Raw genomic sequence first — 19,260 nt, forward strand, 5'->3', positions numbered from 1 at the left:
CATGCACCTATTATATGTGGGTTTGACCCATCGGGAAACACCGCTGACAATTTTGGAAAAAGCGCATTTTTCAGATCAGGAGGGGCTCAAAGCTCTAAAGCTCCTGAAAAGAGAAAAAAGTATCTTGGAAAATATCATCCTGTCTACCTGCAATCGGACCGAGCTCTATCTGGTGGTGGACCAGCTGCACACTGGCCGCTACTATTCCAAGCATTTTTTGGCGGACTGGTTTCAGATTCCTGTTAAGGAGCTGGAAGAGTATTTGGTCTTTCGTGAGGGGGATGAGGCCTTGCGGCATCTCCTGCGGGTCTCTATCGGCCTGGAATCCAAGATTGTCGGTGAAAGTCAGGTCTTGGGCCAGCTCAAGCAGGCTTTTCTGACGGCGCAAGATGCTGGTACAACTGGAATTGTCCTCAATCAGGCTTTCAAGCAGGCGCTGACCTTTGCTAAGCGCATGCATGATACTTATCGAATCAATGACCGGCCCATTTCCATCGGCCTAACTGCCATCCAAGAATTGGACCGACTGGGGCTGGATTACAGCACTAAAAAGGTAGCTGTTATCGGCTTGGGAGAGATTGGTCAGCTGGTGACTAAGTATGCACTCCAGCGGCCTTTCAAGTCAGTCATGCTGCTCAATCGTACGGTCAGCAAGGCCCAAGCATTTCTGACAGAAGACAGGGTATCTGCCCATGGCTGGGATGAATTGGAAGCGGTGCTGGCGGATGCGGATGTGGTCTTTTCAGCAGTTAAAACGGAAGAATACGTTATCTTTCCCTCCATGCTTAAGGCGGATGCGGTTGTGTTTGACCTCTGTCTGCCTCGTTCTTGCCATCCTAGCTCGTCTCTCAAGCTCTATAATATCGAAAATCTGACCAATCAACTGGAACAATATAAGGCAGAGCGGCAGGAGATTGCCGGTCGGATTGCTTTGGAGATTGATGAGGAGTTGGTCAAGTTTGCTGACTGGCGTCAGCAGTTGGGTATTATTCCTCTGATTCAGGAAATCAGGGATAAGGCTTTGGAAGCTCAAGCTTCGGCCATGGAAAGCCTTAATCGTAAGATTCCGGATTTGACCGAGCGGGAGCAAAAGCAGATTTCCAAGCACATGAAGAGTATTATCAACCAAGTCCTGAAGGAGCCAATCTTGCAGCTCAAAGAGCTGTCAGTCGGAGAGCATTCAGACTATGACATTGCCTTGATTGCCAAGATATTTGGTTTACACAGAGAAAGGGGAAAAGATGAAGGTCATTAAGGTAGGAACCCGCAAGAGTAAGCTGGCCATGACCCAGACCCAACAGTTAGTGGACCAGCTCAAGAAGCTCCATCCAGAGCGGGATTTTGTCCTCGTTCCCTATACGACAAAAGGAGATCGCTTGACCCATGTCAGTCTCCAGGAAATTGGCGGCAAGGGAGTCTTTGTCAAGGAAATCGAGCGGGCTCTCTTGGCTGGTGAGATTGATATGGCAGTCCATAGTCTCAAGGACATGCCGGCTAAGCTAGCTGAGGGCTGTGCGCTCGGTGCGATTAGTCAGCGAGAAGATGTTCGCGATTGCTTGATTTTCCGTCAAGCTGGCCAGACGCTAGCTAATCTTCCTGAGGGCGCTCTTATAGGAACCAGCAGCATTCGCCGACAGGTTCAGCTGCAGGCTCAGAGACCGGATTTGACTTTTAAGCCACTTCGGGGCAACATTGATACACGCATAAAGAAGCTGGAAGAAGGTGAATACGATGCGATTGTCTTGGCTATGGCTGGACTTAAACGTTTGGGCTGGCTGGACCAAAGCCATCTTCACATTCAGCCTTTAGAGACCAGTCTTTGCCTGCCGGCTATTTCTCAGGGAGCTTTGGCAGTGGAATGCCGGGAAGAGGATGAGGAACTGCGGAGTCTCTTGGCAACTGTTCAGGATGAGAAGACAGCTGCTGAAGTGGCAGTTGAGCGGGCAGTTTTGGCTCAGATGAATGCAGACTGCACCTTTCCTATCGCTGCTTTGGCTCAGAAAAAAGGTCAGGACTATCAGCTAGAGGCCATGCTGGCCAAGGAAGACGGCCAATGTGTCTTTGTCAGCCTTAAAGGGCAAGATGGTCAGCAATTGGCAGAGCAGGCTGTGCGCCAGTTAGCCGATAAGGGAGCAGTAGGAATGCCATGGTTAAAAAAATAATCTTTACCAGAGAACAGGCGCCAGACTCTACTTGGCTAGAAGAAATCAGACGGGCTGGATTTGAGACGCAGCATGTCCCTCTCATCCGCTGTCAGTCTCTACCCTTGCCAGAAGCTGTTCAAGCAGTTCTGCCAGAAGCCGACTGGGCCTTTTTTACTAGTGCTGTCGCAGTGGAGGCTTTCAATCCCTATCTGAAAGCTGACTACCAGATTGCGACCATTGGACCTCAGACCAGTCAGGCGCTGGACAAGCTAGGCCGAGCCTGTGATTTTGAGTCTAGCAGCCACTATGGTCTTGACTTTATTCAGGAGTGGCTGGATTTAGCTCTGCCGACGCAGAAGATCTTGCTGCCCCAGAGCAGCCTGTCCAATCCCAGTCTGGCCGAGAAATTAAAAGAAGCAGGTCATGATGTCTGGGCTTGGCCTATGTACGAAACGACCTCAAATCCTGCTGGTCAGAACCAGCTCGAGATCTATCTGTCCCAAGAGGATGTGATTTGGACCTTTGCCAGTCCATCGGCTTGGCAGAGTTTTTGTGCTATTAAGCCCCATCTAGCGACCAGCCATCAGATTGCAGTGATTGGCCAGACAACGGCTCAGGCAGTCAAGGAGTCCGGCTATGGGGTAGACTACCAGCCCCAGAGTCCTTCTGTTGAGGAAATGGTCAAGGAAATAATCAAGAAAGAAGAGAAGAAGCATGGAATTTTATAGACATCGCAGACTGAGGAGAAGCAGCGGTCTGCGACAGCTAGTTCGAGAAACCAAGCTGTCTGTGGATGATTTTATCCAACCCTTGTTTGTCAAGGAAGGCCTAACTGAAAAGCAAGAAGTAGCCTCCATGCCGGGAGTTTATCAGTTCTCCCTCGAGGATTTGCTGCCAGAAGTTCAGGAATGTATAGACTTGGGCATTCGGGCTTTTATCGTCTTTGGCATTCCGTCAGAAAAGGACGAAAGAGGCAGCCAAGCTTCAGCTGAAAATGGCATTGTGCAGGAAGCTATCCGTCTGATCAAGAAGCATTTCCCTGAGACGGTCGTCATTGCAGACACCTGTCTCTGTGAGTTTACCAGTCACGGCCATTGCGGCATTTTGCGAGGGGAGGAAGTGGACAATGATCTGTCTCTGACTAGACTGACAGAAGTTGCTGTCAGCCAAGCCAGGGCTGGAGCAGATGTCATTGCGCCTTCCAATGCCATGGACGGTTTTGTGGCGGCTATCCGTCAGGGGCTTGATGTGGCGGGCTTTGAAGATATTCCGATCATGTCCTATGCCATTAAGTTTGCCTCTAGCTTTTATGGACCTTTCCGAGATGCAGGTGAGAGTGCTCCGGCCTTTGGCGACCGCAAGACCTATCAGATGGATCCGGCCAATCGCTTGGAGGCTCTTAGAGAAGCCAAGAGTGATGAGGAGCAGGGAGCAGACTTTCTCATGGTTAAGCCGGCTCTGGCCTTTCTAGATATCCTCAGAGAGCTGCGCCAGGAAACCCAGCTGCCTCTGGTGACCTATAATGTCAGTGGAGAATACGCCATGGTCAAGGCAGCAGCTCAGCAGGGCTGGATCAATGAAAAAGCTATTGTTATGGAAACTTTGACCAGTATGAAGCGGGCTGGTGCAGACTTGATTATCACTTATTTTGCCAAGGATGCGGCTGGCTATCTGAGAGAAGGATAGAGACTGCGGAAAATCAGCAGTTTTCTAGATAAGGAGGACCAACTTGAAGAGAGAACATTCCAACCAATATTTCGCAGAGGCTCAAAAGCTCTTTCCAGGCGGGGTTAACAGTCCTGTCCGGGCTTTTAAGGCTGTGGGCGGCTATCCGCTTTTTATCGAAAAAGCCAGCGGAGCCTATCTGCATGATGTCGATGGCAACCGCTATATTGACTACGTCCTGTCCTGGGGGCCTATGATTTTGGGGCATGCTCCTAAGGATGTTTTGCCGGCAGTTGAGGAAGCTATTTGGGAAGGGACCAGCTTTGGTGCTCCTAGTCCTAGAGAAATCGCTCTCGGCCAGCTGGTGCAGGAGCGTCTGCCTTTCATGGAAAGAATGCGGATGGTCAATTCGGGAACGGAAGCGACCATGAGCGCCATTCGGGTAGCACGTGGAGTGACCAAGCGATCTAAAATTGTTAAATTTATCGGCTGCTATCACGGCCACAGTGATTCCTTTTTGGTTCAGGCTGGTTCAGGCTTGGCTAGCTTTGGGATTGCTGATTCTGCCGGAGTCATTGCTCAGGTAGCTGGGGAAACTCTGGCTTTGCCTTACAATGACACAGATGCTCTCAAAGCTTGCTTTGAAAAGTACGGAGACGATATCGCCTGTGTCATTTTAGAAGCAGTTGCTGGCAATATGGGCTTGATTCCTGCGGATGCGGACTTTATCAGTAATATTCGCTCCCTCACTCAGGAATACGGCTCTCTCTTTATCGTGGATGAGGTCATGAGTGGTTTTCGAGCTCATTATCAGGGAGCAGTTGGCCTCTATCAGACAGAGCCAGACCTTGTCTGCTTGGGCAAGGTCATCGGTGGCGGCTTCCCAGTCGCAGCCTTTGGCGGCAAGGCCGTCTATATGGATCAGGTGGCTCCCCTAGGTAGCATCTATCAGGCTGGTACTTTGTCGGGTAATCCCGTGGCTATGACGGCCGGTTACGAAACCCTGAAACAGTTGACACCTGAGCTTTTTGCTGAGATTGAAGAGAAAACGAACTACCTCTGTGATGGCTTACGAAGTTTAGCCGATAAGTACAGCATTAATCTGCAAGTCGTGTCAAAAGGTACCATGTTTGGCTTCTTCTTCAGCCGGAAGCCAGTCCGTAACTTTGAGGATTCTAAGGCGGCTGACCATGCTCAGTTTGCAAGACTGCACGGTCTCTTGTTGGAACAGGGCATTTATCTGGCGCCATCTCAGTATGAAACCAATTTTATGTCCAGTGCTCATACTAGAGTGGACCTAGACCAGACCTTGGCGGCCTTTGAGCAGGCATTTCAAGAAATGAAAGAAGAAGCAAATGGCTAAAATTGTGTTAGTGACAGGCGGTGCTAGAAGCGGTAAGTCAGCATTTACAGAGGAGCGACTAGCGGACCGAGAGGAAGTCTGCTACATTGCGACCGGCCTGCCCCGAGGAGAGGATCCAGAATGGCAGGAGAGGATTCGGCTTCACCAAGAACGCCGGCCGGCTTCCTGGACAACTCAGGAACAGTATGCAGGGCTGGCGGACTGGCTGCGAGAACAGTCGCATCCAGTTTACCTGCTGGATTGTGCCACCCTTCTGACCAGCAATCGCCTCTTTGATTTAATTGCCCAGCATTTTCCAGACAAGCTGGAGCTGACCGAGGAACACTTTCTCAGTCGGCAGGAGCAGTCTTTCCTGCTGCAGCTCTTGGAAGAAGAATGGCAAGAGCTCTTGTCTACAATCCATCAGACAGATGCTGAGTGCTGGATTGTAACGAACGAGGTTGGATTGGGCATTGTCCCAGAGACCAGACTAGGGCGCTTCTTCCGTGATGTGCAGGGCAAGATTAACCAACTGATTGCAAAGGAGGCGAGTGAGGCTTACCTAGTCATCTGCGGCCTCGCTCAGCAGTTGAAATGATAAAGGCATTGATTATCTATACCCAATTTTTTAGCCGGATTGTAATCCCAAAAGCAGTGGATATTTCCTATCTGCGACGGGGGCTTCCTTTTCTGACCCTCTTTGGCCTCTTGCTGGGGCTGATTTCAGGTGGATTTTATTTCCTGACGAGTCTAGTTCTGCCAGGGATGGTCGCTTGGGTTCTGACCCTTGCTTTCGATGTTCTGCTGACAGGTGGTTTTCATTTAGACGCCCTGGCGGATACGGCAGATGGTCTCTTCTCCTCTCGTAAGAAGGAGCGGATGCTAGAGATTATGAAGGACAGCCGGATTGGCAGCAATGGCGTACTAGCGCTCATTCTCTACTATGCTCTGATGCTGGTTCTCTACCCTTATCTGCCAGAGCCTCGCTGGTTTATCGTGGCCAGTCTGACTATGATTGGCAAGGCCGGTCTCAGTTTGCAGCTTTACCGGATGACCTATGCCAGAGAAGGCGGCGGCTCGGGAAATTTCTTCAGTGGCAGCAAGACTAGTCATATCCTGCTTGCCCAGCTTTTGCCTTTGCTCCTGTCTCTGCTGGTTTTCAGCTGGAGAGGCCTTCTGGCTTACGGCTTGGTATTTCTGGGAGCAATTGGCTATCGTCGTTTCGTTTATAATAAAATTGACGGCCACACAGGCGATACGCTAGGGGCCTATGTCGAAATTGCCCAGCTCCTCTATCTCTTAGGTTTGGTGGTACTAGGATGAAAAGATGGTATCTAATGCGGCATGGTCAGACAGACTACAACCGCAGACGCTGCTTTTATGGCAGCCATGACGTCTCGATTAATGAGCAAGGACAAGCGGATGCCAAGCAGCTGGCGCTGCTGATGCAGGAGCACCCAGTTGATGTGATTTACACTAGTTGTCTCAAACGGACACAGGAAACAGCCCAGCTAGCTTTTCCAGACAGACAAGTCCAGCCCATAGCTGATTTTGACGAGCGAGGCTTTGGACAATGGGAGGGCTTGACGGCTGATGAGATTGAAGCGGCTTTTCCAGAAGTCTGGCAGGCTTGGCTGGAGGAACCTTTTGAGGTCACGCCTCCTGAGGCAGAAGTGTTCGCTGACTTTCAGACCAGAGTCTGGGCAGCAACAGACCGCCTGCTAGATAGTACTGAGGACTCAATGGCTCTAGTGGCTCATTTGGGAGTGCTACGCTTGATTTACCAGCGTTTGGTTGACCCGGAGGCAGTTTTTTGGAACATTGATGTCCCGCAAGGCCGAGTGCTGCTCTTGGAAGAACGCGACCAGAATTGGCAGGCGACCTTACTCTAAGGATTTATTATTAAAAAACAAACAACAGGATTTATCTTGGGAAAGAGGTGACCAGATGAATACACAGATTCAGGATGAATTCACTTTTAAAAATGGTCAGACTATGCGCAATCGCGTTGTCTTGGCTCCTATGACCATCTGCGCTAGTGAGCCGGGTGGCTATGTATCTCAGGCAGATATTGACTTTTTTGCCCGTCGGTCCAGGTCGGTTGGCATGGTCATCACTGGCAGTACCTATGTCCATCCTCTGGGCAAGTCCTTTGCGGAGAGCTTCAGCGGCGCCGAGGACGATAAGATTGAGGGGCTTAGCCGTCTGGCCAAGGCCATCAAGGACCAAGGGGCTCTGGCTATTGTGCAGCTCTATCATGGTGGTCGTATGGTTCTGCCTGATTTGATTGACGGTCAGCCAGTAGCACCCAGTGCTGTTAAGGCTCCACGCGATTATCTGGCGGAGCCGAGGGCGCTCAAGAACGCTGAAGTGGAGCAGGTGATAGAGGACTTTCTGTCAGCTATTAGACGGGCAATTCAGGCTGGCTTTGACGGAGTCGAGCTTCATGGTGCCAATACCTATCTGATCCAGCAGTTTGTCTCTCCTCATTCAAATGTCCGTCAGGACAAGTGGGGCGGCAGTCTGAATAACCGCCTGCGATTTCCAAAGACCTTGCTGAAAAGAGCCAAGCAACTAGTCAAAGAAGAGGCTAACCGTCCCTTCCTGATTGGCTACCGCTTTTCTCCGGAAGAGATTGAAGAGCCAGGTATCCAGCTTTATGATACCCTGCAGTTACTGGAGCAGCTTATCTATCATCAGGTGGACTATCTGCATATTTCGACCTCTGATGTCTGGCGCACGTCCATCAGAGACTCTCAGGACTCGGAGCCAGTGATTGAGAAAATTATCAGAAAAATTAATGATAGAGTGCCTCTCATTGGTGTCGGTCAGATAGAGACCAAGCAGGATGCCCAGCGAGTATTGGATGCGGGGATTCCGCTCTTTGCCCTCGGCAAGGCTCTGCTCCTAGACCCAGACTGGGCTGAAAAGGTTGTCTCTGGCCGAGAGGCAGAAGTCATCCGAGCTTATCGCGATGAGCTACAGGCTGACCTGGCTTTGCCAACTGCCTTTGTCGAAGATGCTCGAAGCTATCTGGAAAGAAAAGACTAAGACTAAGACAAACAAATCCCCAAGGAGGAAAGAGAATGAGCAATCATTTGTTTTTTACTCGTTTGCTCTCACATCGGCAGGACACTGAGCCACCTTAGACAGAGAGCTAAAGTCTATTTAGATTTGACTAGGACAGACCGTCTTAAAGTAGTTTACAAAATAGAAAAGGAATTTGAATATTTTATGAAACATTTTAAAAAAATAATGGTTTTAGCCTTGGCAGGCCTAGCCCTAGCCTCCTGTGTAAACCCTAGCAAAACCAGCGAACCTGCTGGCGATAGTGGCAGTAAGACTGTAACCATCGGTTATACGCAATTTCCAGCAAATGTGGATCCAGCAGCGGAATACAATGGCTGGTTCACGGTCCGTTACGGAGTGGGAGAAACCCTCTTTAAGATGGACGACAAACTCCAAGTAAAACCTTGGCTGGCTGAGAAAATCGAAGCAGTCTCAGACCTAGAGTGGAAAATTACCCTCAAGGATAAGGTGACTTTCCAAAATGGTGAAAAAATGACCGGTGAAAAGGTCAAAGCTTCTCTGGAACGCTTGATTAAGACCAGCGAACGGGCAGCATCAGATATGGGCATTGACAGTATCTCTGCGGAGGGTCAAACCGTGACCATCAAGACAAAGGCTGTGCAACCTATCATGGCGAATCTCTTGGCAGAGCCATACTCCGCCATTGTCGATACGACTGGCAAGAGTGCATCTGACAAGGCTCCTGTCGGAACTGGCCCTTACATGGTGACCAAGTACACTCCTGAGAGCGGAGCAGAGCTCAAAGCTTATGATGACTACTGGGATGGCAAGCCAAAAGTTGCTAATCTGAAGATCAAATACTTCTCTGATCCGACAGCTATTTCTGCAGCCCTCAAGTCTAAGGAAGTTGATGCCGTCTATGGTCTGCCTTATGCAAATCTAAGTACTTATGCTTCCGATAAGAACTACAAAATTTCTGAAGTAGAAGGTTCCCGCTACCTAGCTTACTACTATAACTTTGAAAATCCTTACGTAGCAGATGACAAGTTCCGTCAGGCTTTAGATACCTTGGTTGACAAGAAGACCTACTCTGAATCCCTCTTTAAAGGCTCAGCTGTGCCAGCTGTTGGCCCTTTCCCTAAAGGATTTGCCTTTGCCCTGCAAAAGAGCGTCCATGAATTTAACGTAGAAAAAGCTAAAAAACTCTTGGATGAAGCTGGCTACAAGGATACTGACGGCGATGGCTACCGTGAAAAAGACGGTCAAAAAGTCAGCATTGAGCTGCTGTCCTTTACTCGTCTGCCTGAAATGCCGCTGGCTGTAGAAGCAAGCCAACAACAGCTCAAGGAAGTCGGAATCGAAGCGACTATTAAGAAAGTTGAAGTCAGTGCCGTTGCCAGTGAAAAGGACTATGCCTTCACACCTTATGCGGTGGTAGCAGCTCCTATCGGTGATCCATATGCCTTCTTCAACAGTGCCGTTAAGACCAATGGTACAGCCAATATCGGTCACTACAGCAACCCAGAAGCAGACAAGAAAATCGAAGAGCTGGCGACTGAAACTGATCCAGCTAAGCGCAATCAGCTCAGCAAGGAAATCCAAGAAATCATGGACAAGGACTACGGCTTTACCATCATCGGATTCTTCAAGGTCGCTCTGGTAATGGACAAGTCCGTCTCTGGTTTGGAATCCCATCCAACAGACTACTATCACGTCAGCAACAAACTATCAAAGGAATAAAACATGCTGGAAATGAAAGATCTGCTGGTGCAGTCAGCAGATAAAGTCATTCTCGATCGGGTCTCCCTCTATCTTGCAGAGGGGGAGTCCCTTTCGATTGTGGGCGAGAGCGGCAGTGGCAAGTCTACCCTGCTCAAGATGCTGCTGGGCCTCCCTCTTAGGGGGCTGACAGTGACAGAGGGCAGTATTACCTTTGAGGGGCAGGAAATTCATCCCCAGAACCATCGCATTTATCTGCCTTTTGTAGGCCGAGAAGTGGCCTGGATTAGTCAGCATGCCAGTCTCAGCTTCAATAACCGCCGTAAGATCAAAAAGCATTATCAGGACTTGGTGAAAAATCAGGGCCAGCAAGCAGTAAATCTCCGTCCCTTGGAAGAATGCCTAGAGATGGTGGGTCTGCTGCCTGAAAAAGTCGTCAATAAGTATCCTTTCGAGCTCAGCGGCGGTATGATGCAGCTAGTCGGTGTAGCGCTTGCTCTAGCCAGCAGACCCAAACTGCTGCTGGCTGATGAGCCAACCAGCGCTCTGGATGTCCTATCGAAAATGAAGCTGCTTGATCTCTTGAGCAAGCTTCATCAGGAGGAAAACATGGCCATTCTCTTTGTCACACATGATATCAGCGTAGCTGAGCATCTGGCGCAAAAAGTAGTCGTCATGAAGGAAGGACAGATAGTCGAAAGCGGTCCAGCCCATCAAGTTCTTCGCTATCCTGAGCAGGCTTATACTCAGAAATTGCTGAAGGCAGTGCCTAAATTGGCGGAGTTTAGAGAAGGGGGGCGGCTATGAATCAAGTATTAGTTGGTCAGCAGCTGACTTACGAGTATGATCAGATAGGCGAGCGGAGAATCGGTGTCTTTGATATTGATATTAGCTTAGGAAAGGGACAGGCTTTGGGTCTGGTCGGTGAATCAGGCTCTGGAAAAAGTACTATTGCCAAGCTCATCTGCCGCTTTTTAAAGCCGGACCAAGGGGAGCTGACTCTACTGGGCCAGCCAGTCTCTGCCTACAAGGATAGGGACTACTATGCTCGGGTCCAGTATATCGCCCAGCAGCCCCAGTCAACCTTTCATCCCAAGCGCAGCATTCAGCAGAGCCTAGAAGAGGTCTGTCGAAACTTCTCTCTCTATCAGCAGCCGTCAGATAGGAAGCAAGCCATCCATGACTTGCTGAGTTCGGTTGGTCTGACACCTGAGCTTGCCCAACGGCTTCCGCATCAACTGAGCGGAGGAGAATGTCAGCGAGCAGCTATTGCCCGTGCCCTGCTGATTAATCCCGATGTGCTCATCTGCGATGAAATCACCAGTGCTCTGGATGTGACCGTTCAGTATGAAGTCATGCAGCTGCTGGCAGATATCAAGGAGCGCTCGCAGACCTCCTTTCTCTTCATCTCTCATGACATCGCTCTGGTCAGCAATTTTGCGGAAGATTTGGTCGTCCTCAAGGACGGAATCGTGCAGGAGAAAGGCAGCATGCGAGAGGTCGTTTCTGCTCCCAAGAGTGACTATACCAAGCTCTTGCTCAGTCAGTACAGGGAGGATAAAGATGAGGATTAAGCAAGAACTAGACTCTATGGCTCCATGCAGCAGCTATCAAGGAAGTCTGCCTATCACGGATAAGCTGGCTATCCAGTACACTCTGCTTAAAGGACAGGCTACCCAGCCCTTGCTGACCATCAGTGCTGCAGTCCATGGCTGCGAGTATGTCGGTGTCAAGGCGCTGATGGACTTGGCGCATGAATGGGACTTTAACTTTCAGGGCTCTGTCCTCCTCCTGCATGCAGTCAATGTCAGCGGCTTCTGGGCTCGGGAGACGACGCTTGTACCTGAGGACGGTCTCAATCTAAACAGGATCTTTCAGGACCAAGGGCCAGTTTCCAGCCTCAGCTATCAGATTCGGTCTGTGATTGAGAGCCAGGTCTTTAGTGTCAGTGATTTCCTGATTGACCTGCACAGTGGCAATCGCGAAGAGCTATTGACACCGCATGGTTACTACTCTCTGCGGGCGAATCCAGAGGTAGTTGAAAAGTCCTATCAGATGCTGCAGGCTTCTGGGACACCGATTATCTATCAGTCTCAGGACCGCGGCAATCTTTATCACGCTGCCTCGGTGGACTATGGTTTGCCCAGCATCCTTCTGGAGCAGGGAGAAAATGGCACCTGTCTGCCAGAGGATGTGCTGGCCATGAAAGAGTCGGTCAAACAAGTCGCACGTTATCTTTTTGAAGGGACTATGCCCTATTATAAGCAGGCGCCACTGATCTTTGACGACAGTTACTATCTGACCTGTCAAAGGTCAGGCTGCTGGATGTGCTTTGTCCGGCCCAATCAAACAGTACAGGCTGGTCAGGTCATCGGCGAAATCTGTGATATTTATGGCAATATTTTAGAAAAGGTGACTGCCAAGGAAGACGGTCTGGTCCTCTACCAGAAAGCGACCCTGGTCGTCCACCAAGGCGAAGTGCTGTTGGCTGTAGCTAGCAAGAAGCCTGGAAGCTACCAGACATCTGAAAGGGAGGCGCATGATTAAATTTATTATCAAAACGATTCTGCAATTCGTCCTCATCCTGCTCTGCGTCAGCTTTATCTCCTTTTTACTGGTTTATCTAGCACCGGGAGATCCGGCTGAGAGCATCCTCAACGCTCAGGGCATTCCTTATACCAAGGAACTGCTGGAAATCAAGCGGGCAGAGATGGGTCTGAATGGCAGCTTTATGGAGCAATATCTGGCCTGGCTGGGCAGGATTGTCCATGGCGACTTTGGTGTGACCTATAATTCTGGAGCTTCGGTCTGGGAGCAGCTGGTTTTCTATTTTCCCAATACAGTCTACCTAGCTTTTTATACCCTGCTAGCAACTCTGGGAATTTCCCTGCCGACGGCTCTCTACACATCCTACCATTCTGGAAAGCCAGTTGATCGCTTCCTGATGGCAGGTCTGGCCTTCCTAAATGCCATTCCTAGCTTTGTTATGGGAATTATCCTGATTCTGATCTTTTCCGTTCAGCTGCACTGGTTTCCCATTCAGGCAACGGCCAATGAGCTGGGCTTAGTCCTGCCAGTCATGACACTGGCCATGATCATGTCCACTCGTTATATCCCGCAGTTGCGAACTGCTTTGATAGAAATATTGCATTCGCCAGAAGTCGAAGGTGCGCGAGGTCGGGGGATTCGAGAAGGACATATCCTATTGCACGATGTGATTTACAATGTCCTGCCCTTTCTCCTGACCCTAGTCAGCCTTTCTCTGGGCTCGCTCTTAGGCGGTGTGGCTATCATCGAGCACCTCTTTTCCTGGCCGGGCATTGGTAAGATGCTGATTGGTGTAGTTGCCAAGCGGGATTATCCCCTTATTCAGGGGGCGGTTCTCTTTATCACAGCTGGTGTCTTGACTGTAAATCTAGTCTTTCAGCTGCTTACGGTTTGGCTCAATCCGCGCGTCCGACTGGCTCAGGAAAATCCCAAACTGCTGCCGCGCACGAAGAAATTAAAAGCAAGCAAGGAGGGTTCGTATGGATAAGAAAATTAATCGAAAACTCCTGATCTTGGGCGGCCTTATCTTCCTGGCCCTGCTCCTATCTTCCTTGGCTCCTCGTCTCTTGGGTGATAGTTTGACCAAGGTCAATCTGGGACAAGCCCTGCAAGGACCGAGCAGCAGTGAGTGGTTCGGAACGGACGCTCTGGGTCGGTCTGTCTTTGCGCGTGCAGTAAGCGGAGGTGCGGAAACAGTCCTACCAGCCCTGATGATTCTAATGCTGATTGCGGCGGTGGGCTCCTTTATCGGGGTGACTAGCGCCTTCATCGGCGGAAAATTCGACCAGCTCATCTTGCTGGTTATCACGGCTTTTCAGTCTTTCCCATCTATCATTTTGGTCATTGCCATCGTCAGTATCTTGGGCATCGGTCTCCAGCAGACCCTCATCGCTATCTGCCTGACGGCCTGGACCAAGTACGCCTACCTGATGCGCTCCATGACCTTGCAGCTGAAAAATGAACCTTATATCCAGTCCTCGAAAATGTATGGCAATAGTTTTTGGACAACTCTGAAAAACTATTATTTCCCCAGCCTTTTTCCTCAGATTCTGACGACCATGAGCTTTGACATCAGCACCATTATCATGGAAATCGCTGGTCTCAGCTTTGTCGGACTAGGAGCTCAGGCGCCGTCGCCTGAGTGGGGAGCCATGATTAATGACGGCCGGATTTACATCCAGGAAGCCCCTTGGATTGTGGCCTTCCCTTGTATCTTGCTGATTCTGACCATTCTCCTCTTTACCAAGTTCGGAGATGCACTCAACAGCAAGTACAATCGCATGAGTTAATCATCAAAAATCACCAGCTAAACTGCAGCCCCTATCTTTTGGGACTGCAAACAAAAAATATGAATACAAGAAAGTGATTCAATAAAAATGAGAAAAAAATTATTTTTATTAGTTGTCCTCTTGCTGCCTTTATTCTTGGTAGCCTGCCAGCAAAACTCAAATTCTTCCAAACAAGCCAATGAGAAAGACAAACTCACTATGGTCTGGGGAGAGGACTTTGGGGATGTCAATCCTCACCGCTACAATCCAGACCAATTTGTCATTCAAGATATGGTCTATGAAGGCCTTGTCCGCTACGGTGACAATGGGAAAATCGAGCCAGCCTTGGCTGAAAGCTGGGATATCAGCGAAGATGGTAAAACCTATACCTTCAAGCTGAGAAAGGCAAAATTCTCAGACGATTCTGACTTTAACGCAGAGAATGTCAAGCGCAATTTCGATACAGTCTTTTCAGAGGAAAATAAGAAGAACCACACATGGTTTGACTTTACTAACCAACTGGAAAGCTATCGAGTTGTAGATGAGCATACCTTTGAGATCAAGCTCAAACAAGCCTACAGTGCGACTCTCTATGATTTATCAATGATTCGTCCGATCCGTTTCGTAGCTGACGCTGCCTTCCCTGACGGAGACGACACGACTAAGGACAACCTCAAAAAGCCAATCGGAACTGGTCAATGGGTTGTCAAAGACAAGAAGGCAAATGAGTACATCACCTTTACCCGTAACGAAAACTACTGGGGTGAAAAGCCTAAACTGAAAGAAGTAACGGTCAAGATTATCCCAGATCCACAAACCCGCGCTCTTGAGTTTGAGTCTGGCAATGTTGACTTAATCTATGGAAATGGCATTATTGGTCTGGATAACTTTGCCAAGTATGCCAAGGATGACAAGTACACGACAGACGTATCTCAGCCAATGTCCAGCCGCCTCATGCTCTTGAATGCCAAGCAAGAAATCTTCAAAGACAAGTCTGTTCGTCAGGCGATGAACCATGCAGTTGATAAGAAGTCTATCGCGAAAAACATTTTCCGCGGAACAGAAACACCAGCTGACACCATCTTCTCTAAGTCTACACCGCACTCTGATGCCAATCTGACTCCGTATGAGTATGATATCGAGCTGGCTGAAAAGATGCTGGATCAAGCAGGCTGGAAGAAAGGCTCTGACGGTATCCGCGAAAAAGACGGCAAGAAATTAAGCCTAAATGTTCCTTATATCTCGTCTAAGGCGACAGACAAGGACTTAGTTGAGTACTTCCAAGGCGAATGGAAGAAAATCGGAATCGACGTTCAGCTTAAAGCTATGGAAGAAGATGACTACTGGGAAAATGCCAAGACAGGAAACTTTGACCTGATGTTGACTTATTCTTGGGGAGCACCGTGGGATCCGCATGCTTGGATGACTGCCCTGACTTCACCAGCAGACCATGGTCACCCAGAAAATGTTTCCCTGGAAGCTCTGCCATCTAAGTCAGAAATGGACAGCATTATCAAGGCGACTCTGGTTGAGCCAGACGAAGCAAAAGTTGATGAAGGCTACAAGAAAGTCCTCACTATGCTCCATGATGAAGCTATCTATATCCCAATCACTTACCAATCTGTTGTCTCTGTCTATCGTAAGGGAGAACTCGATGGCATGCGCTTTGCTCCAGAGGAAAATGCCTTCCCGCTGCGCTACATTGAGAAAAAATAAAAGCTAACTTCATACATAAAAATTTGCATATAAAGGGAGTAGTGCTGATAAGGTTAAAAGCTTATCAGCCGCCCCTTTTCTTTTAAGGACTATGAAAAAAGATTTATTTAAAACAATAGTTTCTCTCTTTGCTGCCCTATTGATGATATCAGTATTGACCTTTCTCTTGGCCAAGCTATCCTCGGCGGATCAAGCAGAAAATTATTTAAGGGTATCTAAGATTCAAGTGACTCCTCAATCCTTGGAAAAAGCCAGAGAATATCTGGGCCTCAATCAACCTTGGCCCCAGCAGTATCTGGGTTGGCTGACTAAGGCCCTTCGTGGGGATTTTGGGACGTCTTATCTATTAAAGGTTCCTGTCCTGCCCTTGGTGCTGGAGCGTTTCCAGTCGACCCTTTCTCTGGGCTTGACATCCTTTGCTCTTATTTTGCTTACGTCCATTCCTTTGGGAATTTTTAGTGCGGTCTACAAGGGTTCTCTCTTTGATAAGGTCGTTCGCTTCCTATCCTTTTCCAGCGTTTCCATGCCCAGCTTTTGGCTAGGCTACATGCTGATTGTAGTTTTTGCTGTTCAGCTCAGATGGCTGCCGGTTTCGGGCAAGCAGGATTTTAGCAGCTTGATACTTCCCAGTCTGAGCCTTGGCATGTCTTTGATTGGCCAATATACCGCCTTGATTCGCAAGGCCGTGATCGAGCAGATGAAAAGTGTCCATGTCGAAAATGCCCTCCTGCGCGGAGTCAGCAAGTTCTTCCTGGTCAAGAATCATCTCTTGAGAAATTCCCTGCCAGCTATTGCGACAGGCCTGAGCCTGACCTTGGTCTATCTCCTGACAGGCTCCTTGATTGTCGAGGAAGTCTTCTCTTGGAACGGTGTCGGCTCTCTCTTTGTAGATGCGCTGCAGGCTGTGGATCTGCCGATTATTCAGTGCTGTATGCTGCTATTTGGTCTATTATTCTTGGGAAATAATATTCTAACCCAGCAGCTGCCGCTCTGGATAGACCCTAGAGTCAGAAAAAGGAGGAGCAATGTCTAAACGATTTATTTTTTCAAGTGTCATTTTGCTGGCCCTCTTCATCTGCGCTCTCTTTGCTCCCTATCTATCTTCTTTTGATCCCCAGCATGTAGAAATCTCAAACAAACTAATGCCGCCTGATGCTGTTCATCTGCTGGGAACCGATCAGCTGGGCAGAGACGTCTTGTCTCGTCTGCTGCATGGGGCTCGTTACTCCCTCTTCTTATCCCTGACCATCAGTCTGCTGGAAGTGGTTATCGGTGTGACAGTCGGCTTGCTGATTGGATGGTACCAAGGAAAGGCTGAAGCGACTTTCTTATGGTTTGCAAATGTTATTTCTGCCTTTCCAAGCTTCCTGCTCTCTTTAGCTACCGTTGGGATATTGGGACAGGGAATGACCAATATGATTTTAGCCATTGTCATCATAGAGTGGGTCTACTATGCTCGGGTGACGGCCAATCTGGTCAAGAGTGCCAAGGAGGAAGCCTATGTCATTTCTGCCCAGACTATGGGACTCTCTCAGTTTCATATCCTCAAAACCCATATCCTGCCCTTTATCTACAAGCCTATTTTGATTATTGTGCTGATGAATATCGGGAATATCATTCTCATGATTTCTGGCTTTTCCTTTCTGGGAATCGGTGTCCAGCCCAACATTACCGAGTGGGGCATGATGCTGCATGATGCTAGAAGCCATTTTCAAACGGCAACTTGGATGATGTTGGCGCCCGGACTGGCTATCTTTCTGACGGTGGTCGCCTTTAATCTATTTGCCGAATGCTTTGAAGAGAAAGGCTGGAAACAGATATGGAAAAAATAGCAGTAAAGAAACTGACAGCCCAAATCGAGCAAAAGACCATTCTGCAGGACATCAGCTTTGAAGTGGAGGCAGGTCAGTCTCTGGTCATTATTGGGGAGAGTGGTTCTGGTAAAACCCTCTTAACCAAGATATTGATTGGGCAGCTACCTTCATCTTTAAGCCTGCAAGGAGAAGTTCACTACGACACCATGACTTTGGAGCCGGATTCTCTCAAAGCTTGGCAGCAGCTACGAGGCAGTCAAGTGGCCTACATGTCGCAAAATCCTATGGCTATGTTTAATCCTTTTCAGACTATTCAAAGTCACTTTTGGGAGACCCTGCGCAGCCATAGCAAGATTTCAAAAGACGCCTGTATAGATAAGGCAGTAGCTTCCATGAAAGAGGTGCGACTGGGAGAGCCGGAAGAACTGTTGAAGAAATATCCTTTTGAGCTCAGTGGCGGTATGTTGCAGCGGGTCATGCTGGCTATCTTGCTTTGCCTAGAGCCAGAGACCATCATTTTGGATGAGCCTACTTCAGCGCTGGATATCCACAATCGCGAGCAGATTATCCTCATCTTAAAGGAGCAGCTGGCTAAAGGCAAGACACTCATCACAGTGACCCATGATTATCATTTGGCGCGAGAGCTAGGAGGCAAGATACTTGTCATGTACCAAGGGGCTATCATGGAGGAAGGGCTAGTGGCCAAGCTCCTTGAAAGCCCTGAGCAATCCTATAGCCAAGACCTTATCTTAGGAAATCCTTACGAACGGTTGGTGAAAGACGATGCTGGAATGTAGACATGTTTTTAAAAAATTCGATGGTAAAATGGTTGTCAAAGACTGTGATTTCACCGTCCATAAAGGTGAAATGATTGGTCTAATGGGCGAGAGTGGCAGTGGCAAGAGCACCCTGGCTAAATTGCTGATTGGTCTAGAAAAACCTAGCCAGGGTGAGATCCTGCTGGATGGCCAGCCCTACTCAGTCAAAAAGTCAGGGGTAAGAATCTTGCTGGTCTTTCAGGACTCTCTTCATTCGGTCAATCCGCACTTTACAGTCGAGCAGGTCTTGACAGAAGCCTTGCCAAAGGATGTTGCTAGAGAAGAGATAGAAGCCATTCTAGAAGATGTCGGCCTGGACAAAAGCTTTCTGAGTCAGCCGGCACGCCAGCTCAGTGGTGGCCAGCTCCAACGGATTTGCATCGCCCGCGGCCTGCTCTTAAAGCCAGATATTCTCATCTTTGATGAGGCTCTGAGCGGTCTGGATCCCATTGTTCAAGGCAGGTTGTTACGCCTCCTGTATGATTTGTGGGAGAAATACCAGCTGACCTATCTTTTTATCTCGCATGACTTCAAGCTGAGCTACGCTCTCTGCCATCGGATTTTGGTCATGGCAGATGGGGAAATCGTCGATGAGATAAAGGACTTTGAGCTTCCTATCCAGGCTCATCACCCTGTGACAAAAAAATTGATAGGCGACAAGGGACATTTCAGATGACGAATATCTTAACTAGCTGA

20 protein-coding genes are annotated in these 19,260 nt (G+C 48.9%); all 20 read left to right on the forward strand.

Going from position 1 to position 19,260, the window contains the following annotated elements; genetic code table 11:
• Position 1: 1 nt before the first annotated feature.
• The 20 genes from hemA (at position 2) to RYK49_RS01690 (ending at position 19,240) form a co-directional block, all read left to right on the forward strand.
• Positions 2 to 1,255: a glutamyl-tRNA reductase gene (gene hemA, locus RYK49_RS01595; protein WP_314864657.1), complete on the forward strand. Its 1,254-nt coding sequence runs from the start codon at positions 2 to 4 to the stop codon at positions 1,253 to 1,255.
• The gene (gene hemC / locus RYK49_RS01600) at positions 1,242 to 2,162 is read left to right on the forward strand and encodes a hydroxymethylbilane synthase (protein ID WP_314864659.1); all 921 of its coding nucleotides are present in this window, start codon (positions 1,242 to 1,244) and stop codon (positions 2,160 to 2,162) included. The genes hemA and hemC overlap by 14 nt, the downstream gene beginning before the upstream one ends.
• A complete protein-coding gene (locus RYK49_RS01605) occupies positions 2,147 to 2,872 on the forward strand; it encodes a uroporphyrinogen-III synthase (RefSeq protein ID WP_314864662.1) in 726 nt (241 codons plus the stop codon). The genes hemC and RYK49_RS01605 overlap by 16 nt, the downstream gene beginning before the upstream one ends.
• Positions 2,859 to 3,830, forward strand: coding sequence for a porphobilinogen synthase (gene hemB, locus RYK49_RS01610; protein WP_314864664.1), 972 nt, complete (start codon positions 2,859 to 2,861; stop codon positions 3,828 to 3,830). The genes RYK49_RS01605 and hemB overlap by 14 nt, the downstream gene beginning before the upstream one ends.
• 43 nt (positions 3,831 to 3,873) lie before the next feature.
• Complete coding sequence (gene hemL, locus RYK49_RS01615) at positions 3,874 to 5,172, forward strand: glutamate-1-semialdehyde 2,1-aminomutase (protein ID WP_314864666.1); 1,299 nt, start codon at positions 3,874 to 3,876, stop codon at positions 5,170 to 5,172.
• Positions 5,165 to 5,749 (forward strand): bifunctional adenosylcobinamide kinase/adenosylcobinamide-phosphate guanylyltransferase, encoded by a 585-nt coding sequence (gene cobU, locus RYK49_RS01620; protein ID WP_314830377.1) that lies wholly within the window; start codon positions 5,165 to 5,167, stop codon positions 5,747 to 5,749. The genes hemL and cobU overlap by 8 nt, the downstream gene beginning before the upstream one ends.
• A complete protein-coding gene (cobS, locus tag RYK49_RS01625; protein WP_072073478.1) occupies positions 5,746 to 6,474 on the forward strand; it encodes an adenosylcobinamide-GDP ribazoletransferase in 729 nt (242 codons plus the stop codon). The genes cobU and cobS overlap by 4 nt, the downstream gene beginning before the upstream one ends.
• Positions 6,471 to 7,043 carry a histidine phosphatase family protein gene (locus RYK49_RS01630; RefSeq protein WP_314830378.1) on the forward strand — a complete coding sequence of 191 codons (573 nt, stop codon included), beginning with the start codon at positions 6,471 to 6,473 and terminating at the stop codon, positions 7,041 to 7,043. The genes cobS and RYK49_RS01630 overlap by 4 nt, the downstream gene beginning before the upstream one ends.
• A 55-nt stretch (positions 7,044 to 7,098) precedes the next feature.
• Complete coding sequence (locus RYK49_RS01635; protein WP_314830379.1) at positions 7,099 to 8,202, forward strand: NADH-dependent flavin oxidoreductase; 1,104 nt, start codon at positions 7,099 to 7,101, stop codon at positions 8,200 to 8,202.
• Positions 8,203 to 8,325: 123 nt separating this feature from the next.
• Positions 8,326 to 9,921, forward strand: coding sequence for an ABC transporter substrate-binding protein (locus tag RYK49_RS01640; protein WP_314830380.1), 1,596 nt, complete (start codon positions 8,326 to 8,328; stop codon positions 9,919 to 9,921).
• Between the two features lie 3 nt (positions 9,922 to 9,924).
• Positions 9,925 to 10,707 carry an ABC transporter ATP-binding protein gene (locus tag RYK49_RS01645; protein WP_314830381.1) on the forward strand — a complete coding sequence of 261 codons (783 nt, stop codon included), beginning with the start codon at positions 9,925 to 9,927 and terminating at the stop codon, positions 10,705 to 10,707.
• The gene (locus RYK49_RS01650; protein WP_314830382.1) at positions 10,704 to 11,474 is read left to right on the forward strand and encodes a dipeptide/oligopeptide/nickel ABC transporter ATP-binding protein; all 771 of its coding nucleotides are present in this window, start codon (positions 10,704 to 10,706) and stop codon (positions 11,472 to 11,474) included. The genes RYK49_RS01645 and RYK49_RS01650 overlap by 4 nt, the downstream gene beginning before the upstream one ends.
• A complete protein-coding gene (locus RYK49_RS01655; RefSeq protein ID WP_314864668.1) occupies positions 11,464 to 12,447 on the forward strand; it encodes a M14 family metallopeptidase in 984 nt (327 codons plus the stop codon). The genes RYK49_RS01650 and RYK49_RS01655 overlap by 11 nt, the downstream gene beginning before the upstream one ends.
• Complete coding sequence (locus RYK49_RS01660) at positions 12,440 to 13,435, forward strand: ABC transporter permease (RefSeq protein WP_314830384.1); 996 nt, start codon at positions 12,440 to 12,442, stop codon at positions 13,433 to 13,435. The genes RYK49_RS01655 and RYK49_RS01660 overlap by 8 nt, the downstream gene beginning before the upstream one ends.
• Positions 13,428 to 14,237: an ABC transporter permease gene (locus RYK49_RS01665; protein WP_314830385.1), complete on the forward strand. Its 810-nt coding sequence runs from the start codon at positions 13,428 to 13,430 to the stop codon at positions 14,235 to 14,237. The genes RYK49_RS01660 and RYK49_RS01665 overlap by 8 nt, the downstream gene beginning before the upstream one ends.
• An 87-nt stretch (positions 14,238 to 14,324) precedes the next feature.
• Positions 14,325 to 15,932 (forward strand): nickel ABC transporter substrate-binding protein, encoded by a 1,608-nt coding sequence (gene nikA / locus RYK49_RS01670; RefSeq protein WP_314830386.1) that lies wholly within the window; start codon positions 14,325 to 14,327, stop codon positions 15,930 to 15,932.
• Positions 15,933 to 16,023: 91 nt separating this feature from the next.
• Positions 16,024 to 16,965: an ABC transporter permease gene (locus tag RYK49_RS01675; protein WP_314830387.1), complete on the forward strand. Its 942-nt coding sequence runs from the start codon at positions 16,024 to 16,026 to the stop codon at positions 16,963 to 16,965.
• Positions 16,958 to 17,764, forward strand: coding sequence for an ABC transporter permease (locus RYK49_RS01680; protein ID WP_314830388.1), 807 nt, complete (start codon positions 16,958 to 16,960; stop codon positions 17,762 to 17,764). The genes RYK49_RS01675 and RYK49_RS01680 overlap by 8 nt, the downstream gene beginning before the upstream one ends.
• A complete protein-coding gene (locus tag RYK49_RS01685) occupies positions 17,752 to 18,543 on the forward strand; it encodes an ABC transporter ATP-binding protein (RefSeq protein ID WP_314830389.1) in 792 nt (263 codons plus the stop codon). Before RYK49_RS01680 ends, RYK49_RS01685 begins: the two co-directional genes overlap by 13 nt.
• Positions 18,530 to 19,240 (forward strand): ATP-binding cassette domain-containing protein, encoded by a 711-nt coding sequence (locus tag RYK49_RS01690; RefSeq protein WP_314864670.1) that lies wholly within the window; start codon positions 18,530 to 18,532, stop codon positions 19,238 to 19,240. Before RYK49_RS01685 ends, RYK49_RS01690 begins: the two co-directional genes overlap by 14 nt.
• The last annotated feature ends 20 nt before the right edge of the window (positions 19,241 to 19,260 follow it).

This window comes from uncultured Streptococcus sp. (assembly GCF_963525625.1).
Taxonomy (GTDB): Bacteria; Bacillota; Bacilli; order Lactobacillales; family Streptococcaceae; genus Streptococcus.

Excerpts from the sequence above, each read along its gene's own strand:
- RYK49_RS01605 (WP_314864662.1), top strand. The coding sequence starts at position 2,147 with ATGGTTAAAAAAATAATCTTTACCAGAGAACAGGCGCCAGACTCTACT.
- RYK49_RS01685 (WP_314830389.1), top strand. The coding sequence starts at position 17,752 with ATGGAAAAAATAGCAGTAAAGAAACTGACAGCCCAAATCGAGCAAAAG.
- RYK49_RS01630 (WP_314830378.1), top strand. The coding sequence starts at position 6,471 with ATGAAAAGATGGTATCTAATGCGGCATGGTCAGACAGACTACAACCGC.
- hemA (WP_314864657.1), top strand. The coding sequence starts at position 2 with ATGCACCTATTATATGTGGGTTTGACCCATCGGGAAACACCGCTGACA.
- RYK49_RS01650 (WP_314830382.1), top strand. The coding sequence starts at position 10,704 with ATGAATCAAGTATTAGTTGGTCAGCAGCTGACTTACGAGTATGATCAG.
- hemC (WP_314864659.1), top strand. The coding sequence starts at position 1,242 with ATGAAGGTCATTAAGGTAGGAACCCGCAAGAGTAAGCTGGCCATGACC.
- RYK49_RS01680 (WP_314830388.1), top strand. The coding sequence starts at position 16,958 with ATGTCTAAACGATTTATTTTTTCAAGTGTCATTTTGCTGGCCCTCTTC.
- cobU (WP_314830377.1), top strand. The coding sequence starts at position 5,165 with ATGGCTAAAATTGTGTTAGTGACAGGCGGTGCTAGAAGCGGTAAGTCA.
- hemB (WP_314864664.1), top strand. The coding sequence starts at position 2,859 with ATGGAATTTTATAGACATCGCAGACTGAGGAGAAGCAGCGGTCTGCGA.
- RYK49_RS01660 (WP_314830384.1), top strand. The coding sequence starts at position 12,440 with ATGATTAAATTTATTATCAAAACGATTCTGCAATTCGTCCTCATCCTG.
- RYK49_RS01675 (WP_314830387.1), top strand. The coding sequence starts at position 16,024 with ATGAAAAAAGATTTATTTAAAACAATAGTTTCTCTCTTTGCTGCCCTA.
- RYK49_RS01665 (WP_314830385.1), top strand. The coding sequence starts at position 13,428 with ATGGATAAGAAAATTAATCGAAAACTCCTGATCTTGGGCGGCCTTATC.
- RYK49_RS01690 (WP_314864670.1), top strand. The coding sequence starts at position 18,530 with ATGCTGGAATGTAGACATGTTTTTAAAAAATTCGATGGTAAAATGGTT.
- cobS (WP_072073478.1), top strand. The coding sequence starts at position 5,746 with ATGATAAAGGCATTGATTATCTATACCCAATTTTTTAGCCGGATTGTA.
- RYK49_RS01635 (WP_314830379.1), top strand. The coding sequence starts at position 7,099 with ATGAATACACAGATTCAGGATGAATTCACTTTTAAAAATGGTCAGACT.
- RYK49_RS01645 (WP_314830381.1), top strand. The coding sequence starts at position 9,925 with ATGCTGGAAATGAAAGATCTGCTGGTGCAGTCAGCAGATAAAGTCATT.
- RYK49_RS01655 (WP_314864668.1), top strand. The coding sequence starts at position 11,464 with ATGAGGATTAAGCAAGAACTAGACTCTATGGCTCCATGCAGCAGCTAT.
- nikA (WP_314830386.1), top strand. The coding sequence starts at position 14,325 with ATGAGAAAAAAATTATTTTTATTAGTTGTCCTCTTGCTGCCTTTATTC.